The sequence below is a fragment of the Streptomyces laurentii genome (assembly GCF_040635425.1).
Classification (GTDB): Bacteria; Actinomycetota; Actinomycetes; order Streptomycetales; family Streptomycetaceae; genus Streptomyces; species Streptomyces laurentii.
In genome coordinates, this window is record NZ_JBEYHT010000013.1 from 14,190 (window position 1) to 33,931 (window position 19,742).

A 19,742-nucleotide genomic window follows, 5' to 3' on the forward strand; every position below is an offset into this window, starting at 1 on the left:
CCCTGGACGGGGGTGTACGCGCCCCGGGCCCCGGACACAGTGAGGCACGGCCGGGTGGCCGTCGCGGGCGCTTCGCACACGTGTCGGCATGGGGCGGAACGTATCCCGGTCTCCCCCCGGCGCGGAAGAGTCCCGGCGGGAACGGGGACACGTGTCGCGGGTGGTACGGGCGGGTTCGTGTCGGCCGGATGGCGATCATGTGACGGGGGGCGCTCTGGACGTGCCAGAGCTCCCAGGGTCTGATGGGCTCGCCATGGACACGGCCACGCGCACCGGCGGCCGTTCGTTTCTCACGACTTGGGGAGCACCCGTGCACCGCAGAATCATCGTTCCGAGCGCCCTCGCGGCCGCCCTGCTGCTGGCGGTCCCGATCACGGCGGACGCCGTCGGCCGCGGGCCCTCGCCCCGGGCGGGCGCCACGCCGGGCGCGCCGGGTATCGGCGACTCGTACTACCCCGCCAGCGGCAACGGCGGCTACGACGTCTCGCACTACGACCTGCGGCTGACGTACCAGCCCGCGACGGACCTGCTGGAGGGCACGGCGACGATCCTCGCCACCACCACCCAGGACCTGTCCCGCTTCAACCTCGATCTCGGACTGCGGGCCGGCGAGGTGCGGGTGAACGGCCGCGTCGCGGCGTTCGCCGCCTCCGGCGAGCACGAGCTGGAGATCACCCCGGCGGCCCCGCTGAAGAAGGACACGCCGATATCGGTGGTGGTCCGGTACGCCGGCAAGCCGTCCGAGTTCAAGGTCGGCGGCTGGTCGGCCTGGCAGCGCACCCCGGACGGGGGCGTGGCGGCGCAGGAGCCGGACGCGGCCGCGTGGTGGTTCCCGTCGAACGACCACCCGCGGGACAAGGCGACCTTCGACGTCTCCGTCCGGGTGCCGGACGGCACCCAGGCGATCAGCAACGGCGTGCTGGTGTCGCAGTCCTCGAAGCTGGGCTGGACCCGCTACAACTGGCGCTCCGACAAGCCGCAGGCGACGTACCTGGCGACGCTCGCCATCGGCAGGTTCGACATCACCACCGATGTCACGGCGAACGGCCTGCCGGTCCTCAACGCGTACAGCAAGGACCTCGGCGCCAACGCGGGCGCGGCGCGCGCCTCGGTCGAACGCAGCACCGAGGTCGCGGAGTGGCTGGAGTCGGTCTTCGGCCCGTACCCCTTCAGCGCGCTGGGCGGATACGTGCCGAACGTGCCCAGCGGCTTCGCCCTGGAGACGCAGACCCGGCCGTTCTACAGCCCGCGGCAGTTCGCGAACGGCTCCAACGTGTCGGTGGTCGTGCACGAGCTGGCGCACCAGTGGTACGGCGACAGCGTGTCGGTCGCGGACTGGAAGGACATCTGGATCAACGAGGGCTTCGCCCGCTACAGCCAGTGGCTGTGGTCGGAGAAGGAGGACGAGGGCACGGCCCGCGAGCTGGCCGACTACACGTACGCGTCGCGGCCGGCGGACGACCCGTTCTGGACGGTGAAGCCGGGCGACCCGGGCGCGGACGACCAGTTCCACGCCGCCGTGTACGACCGGGGCGCGCTGGCGCTCCAGGCGCTGCGCGACGAGATCGGGGACGCGGACTTCTTCGCGATCCTCAAGGGCTGGCCGAAGGAGCACGCCTACGGCAACGCGCACGTGTCCGACTTCGTACGGTACGCGGAGCGGGTCTCCGGCAAGCCGCTGGCGGGGCTCTTCGACACCTGGCTCTACCAGCCGGTGAAGCCGGGGGCGCGGGCCGCCGCGGCGGCGGGCCTGGCGGCCGCGCCGGGCGCGAAGACGGCGAAGCCCGTGGCACCGAAGTCGTGGCGGAAGATCGCGGCGACGAACAGCGTCCACGCGCGCGACGGGCGCTGACGGCCGAGGCCGGCCCGGCCTTCCGGCTACGGGCCGGTGTCCCGGGGGCTGGTCCGGTCGTCCGGGTACGGGCCGGTCTGGTCCGGTCTCCCGGGGCCGGTCCGGATTCCCGGGGCCGGTCCGGATTCCCGACTGCGTGGGCCCGCCGTCGCTCCACGGGGAGGGGGGCGGCGGGCCTGTGGCGTCAGTCGGTGCCGTCAGACGGCGCGGTGGGCCTGCCACTCGCGGGCGAGGACGGCCCACTGCTGCTTGTCGTAGCGGGCGCCGTCGTAGGTCCAGGTCTCTCGGCTGACACCCTCCAGGGTCATGCCGAGCCGCTGGGCCACGGCGGCGCTGCGCGCGTTGTCGGCGCGGCAGTGCCACGCGGCGCGGTGCAGACCGCGCTCGACGAAGGCCCAGTCGAGGAGGAGGGCGCAGGCGTCGGTGATCAGGCCGTGGCCCTCGCCGGCCGGTTCGAGCCAGCAGCCCAGCTCGCAGTTGCCGGACTCGGCGTCGAAGGCGACGAACATCACGCCGCCCACGAGGGTGCCCTCGCGCCAGATCCCGTAGAGCCGCCCGCCGTCGGCGGCCTGCCGCTCGCCGTAACGGACGAGGGTGGCGCGGGCGCCGTCGACGTCGGTGGTGACGAAGGCCGGCCCGACCCAGGGGCGGATGTGGTCGCGCGCCCGGTCGAGGTGGGTGGCGAACTCCTCGGCGTGCGAGGTTTCGAGCGGCCGGAGGACGGCACCGTCCCGCAGGGGGAGGGAAAACATGGGGACCCCATTCACACAACAGGCGTTATGACTATTACCGTAGCAGCATGGCACGTACCAAGGGGGACCACGAGGCCCGCCGCCGCGATGTCTCCGAGGCGGTCTGGCGGGTCCTGGCCGCGCACGGGTTCAGCGGGCTCACGCTGCGCGCCGTCGCCACCGAACTCGGGGCCACCACGGGCCTGTTGACCCACTACTTCCCGGCCAAACGCGACCTCGTCGCGTACGCCCTCGATCTGCTCCACGAGCGCACCGCCGCCCGCCCGCGGCGGGCCGCCGAGCAGGGACGGGCCGCGGTCCGCGCCGCGCTGCTCGACATCCTGCCGCTCACCGACGAGGCCACGGCGAGCAACCGGATCTGGGTCTCCTCCTGGGACACCGCCCTCTCCGACCCGGCCCTGGGGGCCGACTACGCGGACAAGTACGGCGCCAGCCGCGACCGGCTCGCGAAGCTGATCGCGACCGCGCAGGACCTCGGCGAACTGGCCCCGGGCGACCCGTCCGACCTGGCCACCGCCGCGCAGTCGTTCGCCCTCGGCCTCGTCGTCCAGGCGCTGTTCAACCCGGCGGCCTTCCCGCCCGAGCACCAGACCGCCCTGGTGGACGCCTATCTCGCCGCGCTGGCGCCCTGAGCGCGCGGCCGGGCTGAGTCCGAGGCCATGGAGCGCGGCTCGCGCCGACCGCTCAGTCGCCGAGAGCGAGCCGGACGCCGAAGGCGGCGATGACGGTCCCGGTGATGCGGTCGAGCAGACGACGGGCCTGAGGACGTCGCAGCTGTCCGTTCAGCACTCGGGCGAAGCCGATGAGGACGGCCGACCACATCAGGCCGATGACGATGTGCACCGTGGTGAGCAGCAGCCCCATGGTGAAGTGGTGTGCGCCGGCGGGGACGAACTGGGGCAGGACGGCGACGTAGAAGGCACCCATCTTCGGATTGAGGAGGTTGGTGAGCGTCCCCTGCCGCCAGCCGCCGGTGAACGAGTCCTTCCCGGTAAGCGGGTCGGATGCGCCGGCGCCGGTCGTGGGCAGGCCCCGGAAGGTGTCCCGCAGCATACGGACGCCCATCCAGACGAGATACGCGGCACCGATCCAGCGCAACGCCATGTAGGCGAGGTGCGAGGCGGTGAAGAGCGCGGTCACCCCGAGGGAGGTGAGCGCACCCCACAGGAGGGTGCCCGACTGGATTCCGAGGACGACGCCCCAGGCTCTGTTGCGCCTGCCGAGGGCGGCGGTACGCAGGATCAGAGCGGTGTCGAGGCCGGGAGTCAGCGTGAGAAGCCCTACGACGAGGGCGAAGGACCACAGCGATGTGCTTATTGCCATGGAAGGCCAGCCTATGGCACCGGCCTTCCGACCTGCGCACGCACCCCTTCGCGGGCTGCTCGTACCGGTCCGCCGCCGGCCCGGGAGACGACCCTAGTGCTGTGACCGGAAAGGTTTGCCGGGCGTCGCGAGCCGGTGAACCGTTCCGGTCGCAGCACTAGGCACCCGTCCGGGCCGCGCGGCGGGCGCGGCGGGCCAGCGGGAGGTAGCGCAGGCGCTCGGGCAGGACGGGCACGACCAGGCGGATGATCCGGGCGAAGCGGCACAGGCGGCGGTCCTGCGCGGCCGTCCACTCCAGACCGAGGGCGGCCCGGGCGTCCGGGGGCATGAAACCGACGGTGGCGAAGGCGCGGACCCGCTGGAGCGGGCCGCGCAGCCACGGCCACAGCGTCCGGAGGACGAGCCGCAGCGGCAGCGGGCCGCGGTCGGGGGCCGGGACGAGCGCGTCGGGGTCGAGCAGTTCACGGACGACGACGGTGGCTTCGAGCTCCTCGTCGAGGACCCGGTGGTAGTACGGCCAGAACTCCTCGATCGTCTGCGGCATGTCCCGGTCGTGGATGCCGAGAATCCGGCCGACCTGGAGCCATTCCGCGTAGAGCTGCCGCTCCTGCGCCTCGGTGAGCGGACGGGCCAGGAGACGGAGGCCGTGCCGGAAGACGGGGTAGCCGGTGGCGTGCACCCACGCGTAGTGGGCGGGGGTGAGGGCGTGGTAGCGGCGGCCGTGGGCGTCGGTGCCCTGGATCCGCTTGTGCATCGCACGGAGCCTGCGGCCCTCCTCGGCGGCGGCCGGACCGCCGTAGATCCACAGCTGGAGCGAGCGCAGGGAGCGCTCGCCGCGGCCCCACGGGTCGGTGCGGAAGACGGAGTGGTCGTCGACGCCGGCGCCGACGGCGGGGTGGGCGACCTGCAGGGTGAGGGCGGCGGGCAGCATCAGCAGTCCCCGTATGTCCCCGGCGACGGTCCACAGCACCCCGCCGACGGGCGGCGGTACGGGCTCGCGCTCGGATATCCGCTCGGACACCCGCTCCGGACGGCGGGCGGGCCGTGCCGCGGGGTCCGGTGCCGGACGGGACGTACGGACGTTCTCGCTCATGCGGTTCCCTCGTGCCTTTTCGCTGTTCGCTTCTCAGGCTGCCTCGGACCGTGTACGGCCTGCAAGGCCCGAACGGCCCGGCGGCCCGGCAGTCCGGCGGTCCGGCAGTCCGGCGGTCCGGGTGCGGCCTGCCGGTTCACCGGCCTCGTACGGCCTCGTCGAGCCGGTCGCGGACGTGTTCCGTCCGGCCGGGCGGTCGCGGATACGACGCGGGGCCGTGACCCGGGCTCGATGGCCCGGGGCACGGCCCCGTACGGGTGTGCGCGGTGCGTCAGGCGCGCTGGGCGCCGACCGGCTCGCCGACGATGCGGCCGGCGAGGGCGTGGGCCCAGGAGTCGACGTCACCGGCGAGCTCGCGCTCGGCGGTCTCGCGCTCCGCGGCGATCTGCTGGTGGCCGGCGGCCAGGATGCCGTCGCGCTCGGCGATGCCCTCGGCACGGGCGGCGGCGATGGCCTTCGAGCCTTCCTCGGTGGCCTGCGAGCGGATGCGGGCCGCGTCGTGGCGGGCCTCGGCCAGCTCGGCCTCGTACTGCTCACGGACGGCGGTGGCCTCGGCGCGCAGGCCGTCGGCGCGGTCGGTGCCGCCGTCGATGGCGTCCTCACGCTCGGCGAGCGTGCGGTTGATCTTCGGGAGGATCCCCTTGGCCAGGATCAGGAAGGTCAGGGCGAAGAGGATGGCACCGAGGATGAGCTCGGCCCAGACCGGGTTCAGGGGACCCAGGTCGATGGGGAAGATCTGCTTGTTGGCGAGGGTCATGCGCGCATTCTACCTGCCTGCGAGGGGTGCCTTTCCTGGACCCGGGGCAGTGAAGTTGGCCGGCTCGTGCGCGGCGGGCCATATTCGCGGCACCCAAAGGCTACCCGAAGGTAACTACGGCTGCTTTGATGTGCGGCGCCGGTTCAAACCCCCACCCTTCCCGGGAGTTATCAGTGCCGCTCGCCGCCCTTCGCCGGATCCCTGGCGCCGCCCTGTCCACCGCCCTGTCGGTCACGCTGGCCGCGGCCGCGCTGACGGCGGCGGCCCCCGCCGCCTCCGCGGCCCCTTCGGCCACTGCCGCCCCGCGCCTGAAGGTGCTGACGTACAACACCTTCCTCATGTCGAAGAACCTGTACCCGAACTGGGGACAGGACCACCGGGCCGCGGCGATCCCGGCCGCGTCCTTCTTCCAGGGCCAGGACGTCGTGGTGCTCCAGGAAGCCTTCGACAACTCCTCGTCCGACGCCCTGAAGGCGAAGGCCGCCGCGCAGTACCCGTACCAGACCCCGGTCCTCGGCCGCTCGAAGTCGGGCTGGGACGCCACGGGCGGCAACTACTCGGCCCTGACCCCGGAGGACGGCGGGGTGACGGTGCTCAGCAAGTGGCCGGTGGTCCGCAAGGAGCAGTTCGTGTACAAGGACGGCTGCGGCTCCGACTGGTTCTCGAACAAGGGCTTCGTCTACGCGGTCCTCGACGTGAGCGGCAGCAAGGTGCACGTGGTCGGCACGCACACCCAGTCCACCGACCCGGGCTGCGGCGCGGGCGAGGCGGCCCAGGTGCGCAGCCGCCAGTTCAAGGCCGTCGACTCCTTCCTCGACGCCAAGAACATCCCGGCGGGCGAGCAGGTGATCGTGGCGGGCGACCTGAACGTGGACTCGCGCACGCCCGAGTACGCGACGATGCTCGCGGACGCGGGCCTGGCCGGCGCGGACACCCGCGACGGGCACCCGTACTCCTTCGACACCCAGCTCAACTCGATCGCCCTCGACCGCTACCCGACCGACCCGCGCGAGGACCTCGACTACGTCCTGTACCGCGCGGGCAACGCCCGGCCGGCGAGCTGGACGAACACGGTGGTGCGGGAACAGACCGCGCCGTGGACGGTCAGCAGCTGGGGCAAGGACTACACGTACACCAACCTGTCCGACCACTACCCGGTCACCGGCCAGTGACGTGACCGGCTGACACCCCCACCACAGCACCAGGCACGACGAGGTCCTTCCCCCGGAGGTACGCGGGAAAGGGCCTCGTCCGCGTCGGCGCCCACCGGGTCCCCGTGGACCGACTTCACTCACCCCTCCACGGGCGCGCACCCGACCTGCGCGGCGACGTAGCGGGCGGCATCTCCCACCAGCCGTTCGAATTCCTCCACCGGCCGGTCGCCGCGTGCCACGACGTGCATCCGCGTCTGAACCTGCACCTTCAGCGTTTCCTCGCGGCCCGAGGACGGAGAAGGACAGTCCACGAACAGCACGGCCTTGCTCTCATTCGCGTAGCCGTGTGCCGTCCCCCGCCGGATCCGGGCGTTGGCGGGGCTCCGTGACTGCTCGGCGAGCTCCTCGTCGTACGCCGAGGAGACGTCACGCCAGTAGTCGAAGTCCAGGTAGACGCCCCCTGCCGTGACTCCGCACCAGAATCCGCTCGGCAGTGTGAAGTCCGGCGTGAGCCTCTCGGCGTAAGGAGCGCCCTCGGCCGGCAGCAGCGCCGCGACGCTCCGGCCGGCGGGAAGAGCGCCTCCGCACACCTCCGGCGGCACCGCCACGGGCTCCGGCTCCGACCTGCCCGCGAGCCACCACCAGACCCCGCCACCCGCCAGAAGCGCCGCGGCCCCCAGGGCGGCGGCCATCCGCGCACGTCGCGAGCGCGGCAGGACAATCACCCGTCGCCTCCGCTCTTCGCCGGCGGCACGTAGCCGCTCTGCCGGCCCCGGCCTTCGTCGTACCCGGCGTTGGCCGCGTTCTCGGCGTCGTCGCCGAACTTCCGCTGTTCCTCCACGCTCAGACCGGCTTCCTTGGCCCCAAGTTCGGCGGCCTGGCGCGCGGCCGTGGCGCTCGCCTGCCGCTGCTTGTCCAGATATTCGCTCGAGCTTGTCACGGCCTCCTCCCCTGTGTCCCTCTCATAGTTCTTCGTGACGGATTCCTTGATGTCCTCGACGACCCAGGCCAGCGGTGAGCCGACTCCGGAGGCCTCCAGCGGCTTGCTGACGACTCCGAAGGCGCGGTCGGCCCACTTCGTACCCTCCTTGAGGCCCTCGTTGAACTCGGAGTCCCCCGCCGTCTTTTCGACGTACATGGCTTCCGCCCGCGCCTCGGACACAATGCCCGCGATCGTCGCTCCCGGCTTGGTGTACGTCTCCACGTCCTTGCGTACGTCGCCGAAGTCGTCCTTCCTGCCGCCCTCCACGTATCCGTCCGCGAGCCCGTTCATCAGGTCGGTCGTCGTGGCCTGCTGGGCGTTCACGATGGCGCCGTAGGCATCCGGATCCTTTCCGACGGTTCCCAGGAAGCGCGTGATCTGACCGTCGTTGAGCGCCTGGAGGTCGGCGTCGCACCCGTTGGTCTCGATACGCGAGGCACCCATGCCCTTCTGGAAGTCCCGCATGTACTCGGCCGTCATGTTGCCGAGACTGTCGTTCATCGCGGTCAGCGGGCCGCGCTTCTGCTCTTCGCCTTCACCCTTCACGGAGATCAGCTCATTGCCTGGGTCGTTTCCGAACTTCTCCACGACCCGGTGCATCAGCTCCGCTTGGTCATCGGTGTGAGGCACCGGCTTGGCGTGGCTTGTCTCCTCGTCATACGCCCGCCCCGAGACAGCCGCCTCCAAGGCGTGGCCGAGGGCGTTCGGACCCGCGTCGTTCGCCTTCTCGGCGGCCTTCTCCCAGGCTTCCTCGCCATCGCCGTCGCCGATGGCCGGCCCGGTCTCCGAGCGGTCGTCGAACCAGGGGTAGTCCTTGTCGGTGAACATCTCGAAGTAGTCGGCGTACGTCTTGCCACCTAGGCCGCTGTCGGGCTGGAGATCCTTCAGGTAAAGGTTTCCGTCGGCGTCCTGACGTAGATTCCAGCTGTCGAGGGTCTCGACGCCGAGGCCGCCCGTGACCTCGCGGTCGAAATACGCCTTGTCCATCTTCTGGCCGTCCAGGGAGTACGGCGTCATCTTGCCGTCGAAGAAGTCCTTCGCCGCTTCCGGACTGTGCCCGAGCGCCTCAAGGATTCCGGTCATGGCATTGAATCCGGAGCTACCATCACCGCCAGCGGGGTTGAGGTTGATGCCGATGTACGGCTCGTTCTGCGGAACGCTGCGCTTCCAAATCTCGGGGTCGTTCGCCTGAAGCTGGGCCGCGTGTTCGGCAAGCGGTGTAAGGAATCGCCGGTCGTACTCGCCGTATCGCAGGATGTTGCCGAGTATCTGGTAGCCGTACGGCTGATAGTTGGCCCGGCGCCCCGGGTCCACGTCGATGAGGCTCGCTCCGACACGCCGCAGGTCGGTCTGCCACTGCTCCGACAGGTGGGGGCGGTGGTCGCCGTCGGTAGCGGTGGCCAGCGCGAGGCCAAGGTCCTTCTGCAGGGCCTTGACCGTCTGAGCCCGTTCCTTGCTGTCCCCCTCTCCGTTCAGAGTGAGATCCGCGAAGAACTTCACACTCTGGTCGGGGCCTAGCCGCTCGTAAAAGGCGGTGGCGAACTCGGGCGACCGAGAGTGATCGTGGAGAAGCCCTCGAAGTTCCTTGAGCTCTTGGTCCGTCGCCCTGTCACCCTTGCGCGCGAGGTCGGCGGCCCGGGCGGCGTTCATCTCGTCAGTGCCAGCGTAGACCGGGGAAGTGAAGTCGTGGGGGTTGTCCCCAAGATTAGCCCGCAGTGTCTTGGTGATGTCGCGGTCGGCCTCGTCGGCCTCTTCGAGGACGGATCGAATCCGGCCTTCGATGTACGCGATGTCCGCCCGCTCCTTACGCAGGGCCACCTGGTAGTCCGGATCGTGCTTGCCCGCCGTGTCAACGCTCTGTTCGAGCGGCGAGGACGCCCGCACGGTGCCGTCCGCCGCGACCGAGACCCGCCGTGCGGGAGCCTCCTCGTCCACGATCTTCCAGAGTGCTTGCTTGGCCCTCTGAAAGGACGCGTATCCCTCTTCCAGGACGCTGTGGACACCCTTCGCGGCTTTCGCCGCATCGTCGAACTCCTTGGCCGTCTTGGCGATGAACGGCCTGGTGACGTCGGCGTTCACTCCCTTCCAGTCCGCTCTGTCGGACTTGGCCTTCATTCCCTTGCCCGCGTCTTCGGCCAGAATTTCCAGCTTGGACACCATCTGAGACCAGTCCGTCACCGCTTCCTTCAGTTTCCCCAGTGGGGCGTGCAGTACATCGTCGAATCCGAGCGCCACAGTCTCCACCCCTCAGGTGACGTGTCCGTCGATCCGGGAAACGACCGCTGAGCCCACGATGTCGCCGTCCTTCTTGTGGGACGCGGCCGAGCGGTCGAGGACTCCGCAGAACCTGTACGCCTCGCTCGCGACCGTGCCCACGTCAGTAACTGACGGATCGGACCACATCGTCGGCTCCGCACAGGTCGAGGCGGTTCGGGCCCGTGCCGGCGTTCGCGGCAACGGTGCGCTCGGTCGCCGTCCCTCCCAGGTCGAACGACATCCACTCCCCCAGTTGTTCACATGTGCAATGCCTGAGCCGATACTTTCGAGGACCGGCACGAAGATCCAGCCGGGCGCCTTTTCTTGACACGTTTCATACGGCGGCCAAGGCCTCGGGATGTTGCCATCACGGGATCGCCCCCGCTTGCGGGATCCGGGCGGGACGAGACGGTCCCAGCGAGAGCGGCCGGGACCGAGCGACCAGAACCACGGCCGACGGCCGTCGGGATGTCGGGGCGCGTTCATCTGGCTGCCCGCTTGATCGCTTACTCATAACGGGTCTAGCCCCATGCGCGGGGCAGACCTCCCCCTGCCCCGCGCGACAGACGAGAGGAACGTCCGTGGAACGCAGATCCCTGCTGGGTGCGACCGCCGGAGCCCTGATGCTCGGTGGACTCGCCCAGGTGCCCGCAGAGGCCGCACCGTCCGCCGCGCGCGGCGGTCACGCCGACAACGACAACGACGGCAAGGGCGGTGGCAAGCTCGTCACCACGTTCAACGTCATCAGCGACATCCAGGGCGACCTCGGCGACTTCACCCAGGCCCTGGCGGACATCAAGGCGTCCAACCCGCACTCCTCCGGCATGGCCGTCGCCGGGGACATCACCCCGCGCGGCTACGACTTCGAGTACGCCGACGTGAAGAAGACGCTGGACCGGGGCCCGAAGCCGCGCGAGGTCGCCTGGGCCATCGGCAACCACGAGTTCTACGTCCCGAAGTGGTCCGACCCGAGCACGCTCGCCCAGGACACCTGGCCCAACGGCACCACCGAGGATTCCCTCTTCCGGAGCTTCTACCGCTTCGCGGGGCGTTCCCGGACCTACGCGGAGACCACGTTCGGCGGGATCCCGGTGCTCACCATCGGCACCGAGCGCTACATGCACTTCCACGACAAGTCCCTGTGGGACGAGGTGTGGATGAGCGAGGCGCAGTTCCAGTGGCTCGAGGACCGGCTGCGGTACTGGGAGCGGCGGCGCAAGCCGGTCATGGTGATCACCCACCACCCGCTGCCGAACACCGTCTCCGGTACGCGCAGCAAGATCTACACGAGCGACTATCTCCAGCCCGACCGGCTGCTCGGTCTCCTCGGGCGGCACCGCGACGTGTTCCTGTTCAGCGGCCACACCCACTGGGACCTGAACCTGTCCGACTGGTACGTGCGCCGGGTGGTGCCGGGCACCGCCAACCTCGACGGCTTCTCGGTGATCAACACCGGTGCGGTGCAGACCGGCTTCGCCGACAACGGCCAGGGCGGCGAGATCACCGTCCCCGGTCACTTCAACCAGGGTCTCCAGGTGGACGTGTTCCGCGATCGCGTCGTCATCAAAGCGCGGGACTTCGCGACCGGCAGCTGGATGAAGCGGATATCCGTCCCGCTGGCTACCCGGATCTGATCACCGGGCCGGACCGCGCCGCCAGGGCCCGGTGGCGCGGCCCGGCCCCCTACCCGCTCCCGCACCAGCTCCCGTTCCCCGCCCCTCCGTCAGTAGAGGGTGCCGTAGTAGCTGTACGCCCAGAGGGCCACCACGCCCGCGACGCACAGCAGCACCACCCACGAGCCGAGGCCCGTGTGGCGCCCCGCACGCGTGCGTGCCGTACGGCCGGCGGAGCGCGGCCGGGTCCGGCGCGGGGGTTTCGGCGCGGCAGCGGAGGGGGCCGCGTCGGCGGCGGTCTCGGCGAGCAGGCGGCGGCAGACCGCGGCCAGCTCGGCCGTGCCGGAGGACAGGTCGACCACGGCCTCCAGGCGCGCGGGCGCGGTCGTCCCGCCGTCCAGGATCCGTCCGGCCCGGACCAGCGCCTGGTCCCGCCCGCCGGTCGGCGCGAGGCTGATCCAGCGCCGTACGTGCTCGCCCCGGATCACCACCCCGCCGCCGCGCTCGCGGTACACGGTGTGCTCCCGCCACAGGACGGCGGCCAACTCCCTTGCCGTCTCCCTGAGTTGCGTCTGCATACGCCTCCCTCTCCCCTCCCCTGATGCAAACAGGCGCACGACTCTAGCGTCCGCCACGCCCTCTCCCCCGCCAGGGTGTCCCGTGGTCCACTACGCCCCGAAGTCGTACACGGTGACCGCTATCCCCCGCGCCGTCAGCCGCTCCGTCACCAGCGGCTCGACCCGCGCCCACTCCCCGCCCGCGAGCCCGCAGCCGATGCGCGGCATGTGCACGGACGCGCCCAGCTCCACCGCCTTGTCGGCGAGCAGCCCGAGCGCCGCGTCGATCGCCTCGTACCGCACCGGCACCCCGCTGCTCCGGCCCCGGCGCATCCCCCGCTGCCCGACCATGTTGGCCACCCACAGATACGGGGTCACCTGGACGAACTGGGCGGCGCCGAGCCCGAAGTCGTTGCCGGCCCGCTCGCGGTGCCAGCGGCGGTACGCCGCCTCCGGCTCCGGCCAGCGGCGCGAGAGCGCGAGGACGAAGCCCTTGCCCCAGCCGCCGAGGTCGTTGCAGACATGCGCGACGATCTTGACGCCCTTGCCGTGCGGCGTGGTGGCGTCCCCCTGTACGTACGCGATCGCGTTCATGGGGTCACCGTACGAGTCGGCACCGACAACGCCCGCTGTCTTTTACAGCGCCGGTGAGACAGCAATACTGTTGAACCATGGTTCACGCGAGCGACGAGCACGACGGCGGGCAGCGGGCGAGTGCGCCGGGCGGTCCCGGCGACCCCGTCTACACCGTGGACGAGCTGGCCGCCCGGGCCGGGGTGACCGTGCGGACGGTGCGGTTCTACGGGACCCGGGGGCTGCTGCCGCCGCCCGTCATCGGACCCCGCCGGGTCGGCCACTACGGGCCCGCCCATCTGTCCCGGCTCGCCCTCATCGAGGAGCTCCAGCGGCAGGGCATGACGCTCGCCGCGATCGAACGCTATCTGGAGCAGCTGCCGTCCGATCTCAGTGCCCAGGACCTGGCGGTGCACCGCGCCCTGGTCGCCTCCTGGGCGCCCGAGTCGGCGGAGGAGATCACGCTCCAGGAGCTGCGGCGGCGGGCCGGGCGGCCGCTGGCCGACCGGGACGTGGACCGGCTCGCCGCGATGGGGGTCCTCGAACGGGGCCCCGACCCGGACGTGTTCCGGCTCGACGGCTCCCTGCTGCGGCTCGGCGTGGAGCTGCTCGACGTCCCCATCGAGCACGAGACGATCCTCGCCTCCCGCGCCGTGCTGCTCGCGCACGCGCGCGGGGCCGCGCACGAGCTGGCCCGGCTGTTCCAGGAGCAGGTGTGGAACCCGTACCGGGAGAGCGGCGAGGACCCGGACCACCTCAGCGCGATGAAGTCGCTGTCGGCGCACATGCAGCCGATGGTGATCCAGGCCCTCGTGACGGCCTTTCAGCGGTCCCTCAGCGAGGAGCTGAGGAGCGCGTTCAGGACGCCGCCACCGCCGGCGTCCTGAGCGCGCCCGCCCCGCCGGCTACGCCGGGGCGTCCGTGAAGACCTCGCCCCGCTCGGCCTTCTCCACCAGGAGGGCGGGCGGGGTGAAGCGCTCGCCGTAGATGGCGGCCAGCTCGCGGGCCCGCGCGACGAAGCCGGCGACACCGCCCTCGTAGCCGTTGACGTACTGGAGCACGCCGCCGGTCCAGGCCGGGAAGCCGATGCCGAGGATGGAGCCGATGTTGGCGTCGGCGACCGAGGTCAGCACGCCTTCCTCGACCAGCCGTACGGTGTCCAGGGCCTCGGCGAAGAGCATCCGCTCCTGCATGTCCGTGAACGGGATCTCCGCGTCCGGCTTGGCGAAGTGCTCGCGCAGGCCCGGCCACAGCTTGCCGCGCGCGCCGTCCTCGCCGTACTCGTAGAAGCCGCCGCCGCCGCTGCGGCCCGGGCGGCCGAACTCGTCGACCATGCGGTCGATGACGGCCTCGCCGGGGTGCGAGGTCCAGGTGCCGCCGGCCTCCTCGACGGCCTTCTTCGACTCGTTGCGGATCTTGCGCGGCAGGGTGAGGGTCAGCTCGTCCATGAGGGAGAGGACCTTGGCCGGGTAGCCGGCCTGGGCCGCGGCCTGCTCGACGGAGGCGGGCTCGATGCCCTCGCCGACCATGGCGACGCCCTCGTTGATGAACTGGCCGATCACCCGGGAGGTGAAGAAGCCGCGCGAGTCGTTGACGACGATCGGCGTCTTGTTGATCTGGCGGACCAGGTCGAAGGCGCGGGCCAGGGCCTCGTCGCCGGTGCTCTCGCCCTTGATGATCTCGACGAGCGGCATCTTGTCGACCGGCGAGAAGAAATGAAGACCGATGAAGTCGGCCTGCCGCTCGACGCCCTCGGCGAGGGTGGTGATGGGCAGCGCGGAGGTGTTGGAGCACAGCAGCGCGTCGGGCTCGACGACGTGCTGGATCTCCTGGAACACCTTGTGCTTGAGCGCGGTGTCCTCGAAGACCGCCTCGATGACGGCGTCGCAGCCGGCCAGGTCCGCCACGTCGCCGGTCGGGGCGATCCGGGCGAGCAGCGCGTCGGCCTTCTCCTGGGTGGTGCGGCCCCGGCCGACGGCCTTGGCGCACAGCTTCTCGGAGTACGCCTTGCCCTTGGCCGCGGCCTCGGTGCTGACGTCCTTGAGGACGACGTCGATGCCGGCCCGGGCGCAGGAGTACGCGATGCCGGCGCCCATCATGCCGGCGCCGAGCACGGCGACCTTGCGGACCGGGCGCTTCTCGATGCCCTGGGGGCGGTTGGCGCCGGAGTTGACGGCCTGCAGGTCGAAGAAGAACGCCTGGATCATGTTCTTCGCGGTCTGGCCGGTGACCAGCTCGGTGAAGTAGCGGCTCTCGATGACGAGCGCGGTCTCGAAGTCGACCTGGGAGCCCTCGACGGCCGCCGCCATGATGTTGCGGGGCGCCGGGTAGGGCGCGCCGTTCAGCTGCTTGCGCAGGTTGGCGGGGAAGGCCGGCAGGTTGGCGGCGAACTTCGGGTTCGACGGGGTGCCGCCGGGAATCCGGTAGCCGGGCACGTCCCAGGGCTGCTGCGACGCGGGGTGCGCGTCGATGAAGGCGCGGGCCTTCGCGAGCAGGTCCTCCGGGGAGTCGGCCAGCTCGTGCACGAGGCCGCTCGCGAGCGCCCGCTGCGGGGTGTACTGGGTGCCCTGGAGCAGCACCTTCAGCAGGGCGTCGGTGATGCCCATGAGGCGTACGGTACGGGCGACGCCGCCGCCGCCCGGGAGCAGGCCGAGGGTGACCTCGGGCAGGCCGATCTTGGAGCCGGGCGCGTCGAGGGCGACGCGGTGGTGGGAGGCGAGCGCGATCTCGTAGCCGCCGCCGAGCGCGGCACCGTTGATCGCGGCGACGACGGGCTTGCCGAGGGTCTCGATGCGGCGCAGCGCGTCCTTCATCTCCAGGGCGGCCTCGAAGATCGGCCGGGCGTCCTCGGGACCGGCCTTGATCATGTCCTTGAGGTCGCCGCCGGCGAAGAAGGTCTTCTTCGCGGAGGTGTAGATGATGCCGCGGATGGAGTCCTTCTCGGCCACGGCGCGGTCGGCGACGGCCTTGATGGAGGCCCGGAAGGCCTGGTTCATGGTGTTCGCGGACTGGTCCGGGTCGTCGAGGACGAGGGTGACGACGCCGGTCTCGTCCTGCTCCCAGCGGATGGTGGTGCTCTCGCTCATGACTGATGCTTCTCCGTAAGAGGGGTTCGGACCGGGCGGTCAGAAGCGCTCGACGCGCTCGACGATGGTGGCGATGCCCATGCCGCCGCCGACGCACAGGGTGACGAGGCCGTAGCGCTTGCCCTGCCGCTCCAGCTCGTCGACGACCGTGCCGAGGATCATCGCGCCGGTGGCGCCGAGCGGGTGGCCGAGTGCGATGGCGCCGCCGTTGACGTTGATCTTGTCGAGGGAGACGCCCATCTCCTTGGCGAAGCGCAGGACGACGGCGGCGAAGGCCTCGTTGATCTCGATCAGGTCGATGTCGTCGATGGTGAGGCCGGCCTTGGCGAGCGCCTTGCGGGCGGCCGGGGCGGGGCCGGTGAGCATGATGGTCGGCTCGGAGCCGGAGACGGCGGCGGAGACGATCCGGGCGCGGGGCGTCAGCCCGTACCGCTCGCCGGTCTCGCGCGAACCGACGGCGACGAGGGAGGCGCCGTCGACGATGCCGGAGGAGTTGCCGGCGTGGTGAACGTGGTCGATCTCCTCGACCCAGTGGTACTTCTGCAGCGCGACGGCGTCGAAGCCGCCCAGCTCGCCGATGTCCGCGAAGGACGGCTTGAGGCGGGCGAGCGAGTCGGCGGTGGTGCCGGGGCGCATGTGCTCGTCGTGGTCGAGGACGGTGAGGCCGGCGCGGTCCGTGACGGGGACGACGGAGCGGTCGAAGCGGCCCGCCTTCCAGGCTTCGGCGGCGCGCTCCTGGGAGAGGGCGGCGTACTCGTCGACGTCGCGGCGGGAGAAGCCCTCGATGGTGGCGATGAGGTCGGCGCCGATGCCCTGGGGGACGAAGTTGGTGGCCATGTTGGTCATCGGGTCGGCGAACCAGGCGCCGCCGTCGGAGGCCATCGGGACGCGGGACATGGACTCGACGCCGCCGGCCAGGACCAGGTCCTCCCAGCCGGAGCGGACCTTCATCGCGGCCATGTTGACGGCTTCGAGGCCGGAGGCGCAGAAGCGGTTCTCCTGGACACCGGCGACGGTGTCGGGCAGGCCGGCGGCGATGGCGGCGATCCGGGCGATGTCGGAGCCCTGGTCGCCGACGGGGCCGACGACGCCGAGGACGATGTCGTCGATGGCGGCCGGGTCGAGGCCGGGCTGGCGGACCTGGATCTCCCGGATCAGGCCGACGACCAGGTCGATCGGCTTGGTGCCGTGCAGGGCCCCGTTGGCCTTGCCGCGGCCGCGCGGGGTGCGGATCGCGTCGTAGACGTACGCTTCGGTGGTCACGGTGGTGCCTTTCACATGAGGGTCGGACGCGAGGGCCGGGCGGCGCGCGGGGGGCCGGGGCGCTCGCGGAGGTCGAGGGCGGGCCCGGGTCGGATCCGGGCGGGCGGCGGCGGGGTCAGCCGAGCAGGGAACGGCCGATGATCTCCTTCATGATCTCGGTCGTCCCGCCGTAGATGGTCTGGATCCGGCCGTCGGTGAACGCCCTGGCGACCGGGAATTCGCTCATGTAGCCGTATCCGCCATGCAGTTGCAGGCACCGGTCGGCGACCCGCTTCTGCAGTTCGGTGGCCCACCACTTGGCCATGGAGGCGTTCACCGCGTCCAGGCCGGTGCCGTTCGGGTCGATGTGCTCCTCGACGCAGCGGTCGACGAAGGTACGGGTGACGGCGCACTCCGTGGCCATCTCGGCGATCTCGAAACGGACGTGCTGGAGCTTGGCGAGCGGGCGGCCGAAGGCCTCGCGCTCCTTGACGTACGTGCTGGTCAGCTCCAGCAGGTGCTCGGCCCCGGCGATGGCGGCGACCGCGATGGCGAGCCGTTCCTGGGCGAGGTTGGTCATCAGATGGACGAAGGCGCCGTCGAGCTGCCCGAGCAGGTTCTCCTTGGGGACGCGGACGTCACGGAAGAAGAGTTCGGCGGTGTCCTGGGCCTTCTGGCCGATCTTGTCGAGGTTGCGGCCGCGCTCGAAGCCCTCCATGCCGCGTTCGACGACGAGGAGGGAGAGCCCGTGGGCGCCGCCCTCGGGGGTCGTCTTGGCGACGACGACGACCAGGTCGGCGAGGATGCCGTTGGAGATGAAGGTCTTGGAGCCGTTGAGGATCCAGTGGTCGCCGCGGTCCTCGGCGGTGGTGCGGATCGCCTGGAGGTCGGAGCCGGCGCCGGGCTCGGTCATGGCGATGGCGGTGACGGTCTCGCCGCTGCAGAAGCCGGGCAGCCAGCGGCGCTTCTGCTCCTCTGTGGCGAGCGAGGTGAAGTACGGGCCGATGATGTCGTTGTGCAGCCCGATGGCGAGGCCGGGGGTGCCGGCCCGGGTGAACTCCTCGGCGAGGACGACGCTGTAGCGGAAGTCCGGGATCCCGCCGCCGCCGTACTCCTCGTCGACGTCGAGGCCGAGCAGCCCCTGCCGCCCGGCGGCCCGCCACACCTCTCGGGAGACGACGCCGTCCTTCTCCCACCGCTCGTAGTGCGGCAGCACCTCCTTGGCGAGGAAGGTGCGGACCGTCCGGCGGAACGCCTCGTGGTCGTCGGTGTAGAGCCGGCGCTTCATGCCTGCTGCTCCTTGGCGTCGTCGGGCTGGTCGGTCGGGGCGGGAAGCCCGGATGGGCGGAGGGCTGGTACGTCCCAGTCGCGGGCGACCTCGTCGGTGTCGGCGCCCGGCAGGACGGGTCCGGTGCGGACCGTGCCCGGGGTGGCGGAGAAGCGCGGCGCGGGCGCGGGCTGGACCTGGCCGGCGTGCTCGACGAAGGTGCCGCGCGCGGCGAGGTGCGGGTGCGCGGGCGCCTCGCGCATCGAGAGGACGGGGGCCACGCAGGCGTCGGTGCCCTCGAAGACGGCCGTCCACTCGGCGCGCGTACGGGTGCGGAAGCGGGCGGCGACGGCGGTCCGCAGCTCGGGCCAGCGGGCGAGGTCGAACCGGGCCCCGGCGGCCTCCCCGATGCCGAGCAGGCGGGCGAACTCGTCGTAGAACCGCTGCTCCAGCGCGCCGACGGCCATGTAGCCGCCGTCGGAGGTCTCGTACGTGCCGTAGAAGGGGCAGCCGCCGTCGAGCAGGTTCACCCCGCGCCGGTCCTGCCAGCCGCCGGCGGCGAGCATGCCGTGGATCATGGTGGCGAGGTGGGCGGCGCCGTCGACGATGGCGGCGTCGACGACCTGGCCCTCGCCGTGCTCGCGGGCGTGCCGGAGGGCGGCCAGGATGCCGATGACGAGGTAGAGCGAGCCGCCCGCGTAGTCGCCGACCAGGTTGGCGGGGATGGTGGGTGGCCCCTCGGGGTCGGGGCCGATCATGCCGAGGGTGCCGGTGACGGCGAGGTAGGAGATGTCGTGCCCGGCGGTGGGGGCGAGCGGGCCGTCCTGGCCCCAGCCGGTCATCCGGCCGTAGACGAGCCGGGGGTTGCGGGCGAGAGCGGCGTCGGGGCCGACGCCGAGGCGTTCGGCGACACCGGGTCGGTAGCCCTCGACGAGGACGTCGGCGCGGGCGACCAGGTCGAGCACGGTGGCCGGGCCGTCGGCGGCCTTGAGGTCGACGCGTACGGACCGCTTGTTGCGGTTGGTGAGGTCGTACGCGGGGTCGATGCCGAGGGCCGTGCCGCCGGGGCGGTCGACGCGGACGACGTCGGCGCCGAGGTCGGCGAGGACCATGGCGGCGAAGGGGCCGGGGCCGATGCCGGCGAGTTCGACCACACGGATCCCGGCGAGCGGGCCGGTGCGGGACGGTCCGGGTGTCGTCATCAGGCCCCCAGGGAGTTGCGCCAGTGTGTGACA

The 19,742-nt window shown here is 71.4% G+C and carries 18 protein-coding genes; 5 read left to right on the forward strand and 13 right to left on the reverse strand.

The window, feature by feature from the left end; translation table 11 throughout:
• Positions 1 to 310 precede the first annotated feature (310 nt).
• Positions 311 to 1,852 (forward strand): M1 family metallopeptidase, encoded by a 1,542-nt coding sequence (locus tag ABZ693_RS11145; RefSeq protein WP_359875548.1) that lies wholly within the window; start codon positions 311 to 313, stop codon positions 1,850 to 1,852.
• A 197-nt stretch (positions 1,853 to 2,049) separates the two neighbouring features.
• Here ABZ693_RS11145 and ABZ693_RS11150 read toward each other — a convergent pair whose 3' ends face one another.
• Positions 2,050 to 2,604 (reverse strand): GNAT family N-acetyltransferase, encoded by a 555-nt coding sequence (locus ABZ693_RS11150; protein ID WP_359875549.1) that lies wholly within the window; start codon positions 2,602 to 2,604, stop codon positions 2,050 to 2,052.
• Between the two features lie 47 nt (positions 2,605 to 2,651).
• Here ABZ693_RS11150 and ABZ693_RS11155 point away from each other — a divergent pair, with 47 nt between their 5' ends.
• Positions 2,652 to 3,236, forward strand: a complete 585-nt coding sequence (locus ABZ693_RS11155; RefSeq protein ID WP_359875550.1) for a TetR/AcrR family transcriptional regulator — start codon at positions 2,652 to 2,654, stop codon at positions 3,234 to 3,236.
• A 52-nt stretch (positions 3,237 to 3,288) separates the two neighbouring features.
• Here ABZ693_RS11155 and ABZ693_RS11160 read toward each other — a convergent pair whose 3' ends face one another.
• The 3 genes from ABZ693_RS11160 to ABZ693_RS11170 form a co-directional block, all read right to left on the reverse strand.
• Positions 3,289 to 3,927 (reverse strand): LysE family translocator, encoded by a 639-nt coding sequence (locus ABZ693_RS11160; protein ID WP_359875551.1) that lies wholly within the window; start codon positions 3,925 to 3,927, stop codon positions 3,289 to 3,291.
• A gap of 157 nt (positions 3,928 to 4,084) precedes the next feature.
• Positions 4,085 to 5,020 carry an oxygenase MpaB family protein gene (locus tag ABZ693_RS11165; RefSeq protein ID WP_359875552.1) on the reverse strand — a complete coding sequence of 312 codons (936 nt, stop codon included), beginning with the start codon at positions 5,018 to 5,020 and terminating at the stop codon, positions 4,085 to 4,087.
• 271 nt (positions 5,021 to 5,291) lie between these two features.
• Positions 5,292 to 5,777 (reverse strand): F0F1 ATP synthase subunit B family protein, encoded by a 486-nt coding sequence (locus ABZ693_RS11170; protein ID WP_359875553.1) that lies wholly within the window; start codon positions 5,775 to 5,777, stop codon positions 5,292 to 5,294.
• A gap of 173 nt (positions 5,778 to 5,950) precedes the next feature.
• On the opposite strand from ABZ693_RS11170, the gene sph reads away from it, so the two are divergent.
• On the forward strand, positions 5,951 to 6,949 hold the full coding sequence (gene sph, locus ABZ693_RS11175) for a sphingomyelin phosphodiesterase (protein ID WP_359875555.1): 999 nt from the start codon (positions 5,951 to 5,953) through the stop codon (positions 6,947 to 6,949).
• Positions 6,950 to 7,068: 119 nt separating this feature from the next.
• Here the strand turns inward: sph and ABZ693_RS11180 are convergent, their stop codons facing one another.
• From ABZ693_RS11180 to ABZ693_RS11190, 3 genes are read right to left on the reverse strand one after another with little or no spacing between them, the layout of a single operon-like run.
• Positions 7,069 to 7,623 carry a hypothetical protein gene (locus ABZ693_RS11180; RefSeq protein ID WP_359875556.1) on the reverse strand — a complete coding sequence of 185 codons (555 nt, stop codon included), beginning with the start codon at positions 7,621 to 7,623 and terminating at the stop codon, positions 7,069 to 7,071.
• 29 nt (positions 7,624 to 7,652) lie between these two features.
• Positions 7,653 to 10,148 carry a hypothetical protein gene (locus ABZ693_RS11185; protein ID WP_359875557.1) on the reverse strand — a complete coding sequence of 832 codons (2,496 nt, stop codon included), beginning with the start codon at positions 10,146 to 10,148 and terminating at the stop codon, positions 7,653 to 7,655.
• A gap of 12 nt (positions 10,149 to 10,160) precedes the next feature.
• Positions 10,161 to 10,289, reverse strand: coding sequence for a hypothetical protein (locus tag ABZ693_RS11190; RefSeq protein WP_359875558.1), 129 nt, complete (start codon positions 10,287 to 10,289; stop codon positions 10,161 to 10,163).
• A gap of 461 nt (positions 10,290 to 10,750) precedes the next feature.
• On the opposite strand from ABZ693_RS11190, the gene ABZ693_RS11195 reads away from it, so the two are divergent.
• Entirely contained in the window at positions 10,751 to 11,803 is a 1,053-nt protein-coding gene (locus ABZ693_RS11195) for a metallophosphoesterase family protein (RefSeq protein ID WP_359875559.1), read from the forward strand.
• An 89-nt stretch (positions 11,804 to 11,892) separates the two neighbouring features.
• Here the strand turns inward: ABZ693_RS11195 and ABZ693_RS11200 are convergent, their stop codons facing one another.
• Positions 11,893 to 12,360, reverse strand: coding sequence for a hypothetical protein (locus ABZ693_RS11200; protein ID WP_359875560.1), 468 nt, complete (start codon positions 12,358 to 12,360; stop codon positions 11,893 to 11,895).
• A 90-nt stretch (positions 12,361 to 12,450) separates the two neighbouring features.
• Positions 12,451 to 12,933 (reverse strand): macro domain-containing protein, encoded by a 483-nt coding sequence (locus ABZ693_RS11205; RefSeq protein ID WP_359875562.1) that lies wholly within the window; start codon positions 12,931 to 12,933, stop codon positions 12,451 to 12,453.
• A 77-nt stretch (positions 12,934 to 13,010) separates the two neighbouring features.
• Between ABZ693_RS11205 and ABZ693_RS11210 the strand changes: the two genes are divergently transcribed.
• Positions 13,011 to 13,799 carry a MerR family transcriptional regulator gene (locus ABZ693_RS11210; protein ID WP_359875564.1) on the forward strand — a complete coding sequence of 263 codons (789 nt, stop codon included), beginning with the start codon at positions 13,011 to 13,013 and terminating at the stop codon, positions 13,797 to 13,799.
• Between the two features lie 18 nt (positions 13,800 to 13,817).
• On the opposite strand, the gene ABZ693_RS11215 is transcribed toward ABZ693_RS11210, so the two are convergent.
• From ABZ693_RS11215 to ABZ693_RS11230, 4 genes are all read right to left on the reverse strand, one after another.
• Positions 13,818 to 15,998: a 3-hydroxyacyl-CoA dehydrogenase NAD-binding domain-containing protein gene (locus ABZ693_RS11215; protein WP_359875566.1), complete on the reverse strand. Its 2,181-nt coding sequence runs from the start codon at positions 15,996 to 15,998 to the stop codon at positions 13,818 to 13,820.
• 39 nt (positions 15,999 to 16,037) lie between these two features.
• Positions 16,038 to 17,261, reverse strand: coding sequence for an acetyl-CoA C-acetyltransferase (locus tag ABZ693_RS11220; protein WP_359875567.1), 1,224 nt, complete (start codon positions 17,259 to 17,261; stop codon positions 16,038 to 16,040).
• A gap of 115 nt (positions 17,262 to 17,376) precedes the next feature.
• Positions 17,377 to 18,528 carry an acyl-CoA dehydrogenase family protein gene (locus ABZ693_RS11225; protein ID WP_359875568.1) on the reverse strand — a complete coding sequence of 384 codons (1,152 nt, stop codon included), beginning with the start codon at positions 18,526 to 18,528 and terminating at the stop codon, positions 17,377 to 17,379.
• Positions 18,525 to 19,709 carry a CaiB/BaiF CoA transferase family protein gene (locus ABZ693_RS11230; protein WP_359875569.1) on the reverse strand — a complete coding sequence of 395 codons (1,185 nt, stop codon included), beginning with the start codon at positions 19,707 to 19,709 and terminating at the stop codon, positions 18,525 to 18,527. Before ABZ693_RS11230 ends, ABZ693_RS11225 begins: the two co-directional genes overlap by 4 nt.
• Positions 19,710 to 19,742 lie beyond the last annotated feature (33 nt).